This window comes from Acetobacter sp. UBA5411, assembly GCF_002409645.1.
GTDB lineage: Bacteria > Pseudomonadota > Alphaproteobacteria > Acetobacterales > Acetobacteraceae > Acetobacter.
This window is the reverse complement of the sequence record NZ_DHNR01000013.1, coordinates 1232-3470: the sequence shown is the minus strand read 5'-3', so window position 1 is coordinate 3470 and position 2239 is coordinate 1232. Positions and strand designations below refer to the sequence as shown.

Genomic DNA, 2239 nt, shown 5'->3' with positions numbered 1-2239 from the left:
CTCCGTCGCCGAACTCGGCTATCAGTTTTGTTTGGCCGCAAGGCCATTTCACCGGCCTGCGCTTCACCGTTGGGCTGCCTATGGCCGCCAATCACGGCGATCCTACGATTGCACAGCCACCACTGAACATGACGAGCATGTTCTGGACCTGGCAGTCAGGATATCGTTTTTTCACGCTCGACATCACGATGATTCCGAAGCCTGGCGACAAAGCGCGACCGCACGGCTTCCCTGTCCATATCGGGAGCACCGGCTGTGAGTCCGCCAGCGCAGTCGAGGCGCCGAAGGGCGCGTGCACGGCCTCGAACCTCGTCATGGTCACGCTGCCGGAGTTCGATCCGGCGCATCAGACCGTGAAGCTCGACATAAGTCGACTGCTCGCTCTGAGTAATGTCAGCACCAACCAGATTAATAGTGCGCCAGGTTGCATGTCTGGACCGGACGACAAGGATTGCGCAGGTGTGTTCCGTGAGTTCGGCCTGCCATTCGGATCAGAGACCTCTCCGCCGGCTCAGTCGGTATTTCGGGGTCGATAAGATGCGCACGTTATTTCGCAAAGTTCTCCAGATGGCCCTTCTGGGTGGGGGGGCGCTGCTTCTATCGGCCGCAACCCGGCCCACGACGTGGCATTGGGACATCCCCTCCTGGGCGCCTGCGCCAGTCGTCCCGTCCGACAATCCGATGAGGGCAGAGAAGGTCGCACTGGGGCGGCGGCTGTTTTATGACAAACGGCTATCGGAGAATGGGACGCTCGCCTGCGCGTCGTGCCATCTCCAGAAACTGGGCTTTGCCTCTGGTGTCCCGACGCATGTAGGCGCGCATGGCGAGCCGGGACTACGCACGCCGATGCCACTGGCGAACGTAGCCTATCTGCCGAGCTACACCTGGGCCAATCCACAGCTCACCACTCTGGAAAAGCAGATGCTGATCCCGATGTTCAGCGACCAACCGGTCGAGCTGGGCATGGGCGGCCAGGAAAAGGTGCTTTTCGCCCGGCTCTCGGATGATCCCTGCTATGCGCGCCTGTTCCGTGTCGCCTTCCCCGAGGCGAAGGGCGCGATCACACTCTCCACGGTCACGAAGGCGATTGCATCCTTCGAGCGCACGCTGCTGTCCTTCGACAGTCCCTACGACCACTCGCTGCATGGCGACAAGACGGCGCTGTCCCCGGCCGCGCAACGAGGCGAGGCGCTCTTCTTCGGCGAGAAGCTCGAATGTTCGCATTGCCATAATGGCCTGAATCTGACCGACAATATCCGCGCGGCTAACATGCCCTTTCCAGAAACAGGCTTTCACAATACCGGCTTGTATAACGAGGACGGCAAAGGGGCCTATCCTGCCAGTGATCACGGGCTGCGGACAGTGACAGGCAATGCCGAGGACGAGGGGAAATTCCGCACGGAAAGCCTGCGCAATGTGGCTCTGACGGGTCCATATATGCATGATGGCTCCATCGCTACGCTGCACGACGTGCTGGCAGCACATTACTCGAAGGGAGGTCGGTCGGCGACAGGGCCACACGGAGAGAACCCGTTGCGCGACCAGTTCATAGAGCCGTTCGATATCAGCGAGGCGGAGATCGCGGACGTGATCGCCTTCCTGAACTCCCTGACGGATCAGAGCTTCATCACCAACCCGGCGTTCTCAGATCCGGGAAAGACCTGCCCTTTGGCTCTGCCCTCAGCCTCTCCCTCTGGTAAAGGCGCACAATGATGACTTCGCGACTAGTGTACGGCTTATCGCATCTTAGCAACTCCGCCATGTCATCAGGCGTCGATATGGTATCTGGATCTGGTGTCTTCGTCTTCGATTCTTCGGGTAAAGACTATATCGACGCGGTGTCGGCACTGTTTTGCGCCACGCTCGGCTTTCATAATGAACGCCTGATCGAAGCCGCCACACGCCAGATGCGAGAGCTGCCAGTCTATCCCACCGCGCTAAACCGGACGGTCCCTGTCGTCCACGCGCTTGCGGACGCGCTCAGCGCGGCAGCGCCGATACCGGACGCTCACGTTCTTTTCGCCACAACCGGATCGGAAGCTATCGAAACTCTCATTAAAACGACTTGGTATATCAATAAACAACGAAATCCAAAACGGCATAAAATAATCACGCGTCGGGGGAGCTACCATGGATCGACGATATTTGCCACGAGACTTGGCGGGATCGAAAGCATTATCAATTCATTCGATCTGACGGGTGACGATATTCTGTATGCTGCGCAACCCCGCTGGCCACG

The 2239-nt window shown here is 59.0% G+C and carries 3 protein-coding genes; all 3 read left to right on the top strand.

Annotation, left to right across the window (positions count from 1 at the left end; genetic code table 11):
* On the top strand, positions 1–536 hold a 536-nt coding region (locus B3759_RS04015), incomplete at its 5' end, for an MbnP family copper-binding protein (protein ID WP_291363843.1).
* A 1-nt stretch (position 537) separates the two neighbouring features.
* Positions 538–1713: a methanobactin export MATE transporter MbnM gene (locus B3759_RS04010; RefSeq protein ID WP_291363841.1), complete on the top strand. Its 1176-nt coding sequence runs from the start codon at positions 538–540 to the stop codon at positions 1711–1713.
* A gap of 47 nt (positions 1714–1760) precedes the next feature.
* The coding region (locus B3759_RS04005; protein WP_291363839.1) for an aminotransferase class III-fold pyridoxal phosphate-dependent enzyme at positions 1761–2239 on the top strand (479 nt) is incomplete at its 3' end.

Coding starts and splice junctions, on each gene's coding strand:
- B3759_RS04010 (WP_291363841.1), top strand. CDS start 538: ATGCGCACGTTATTTCGCAAAGTTCTCCAGATGGCCCTTCTGGGTGGG.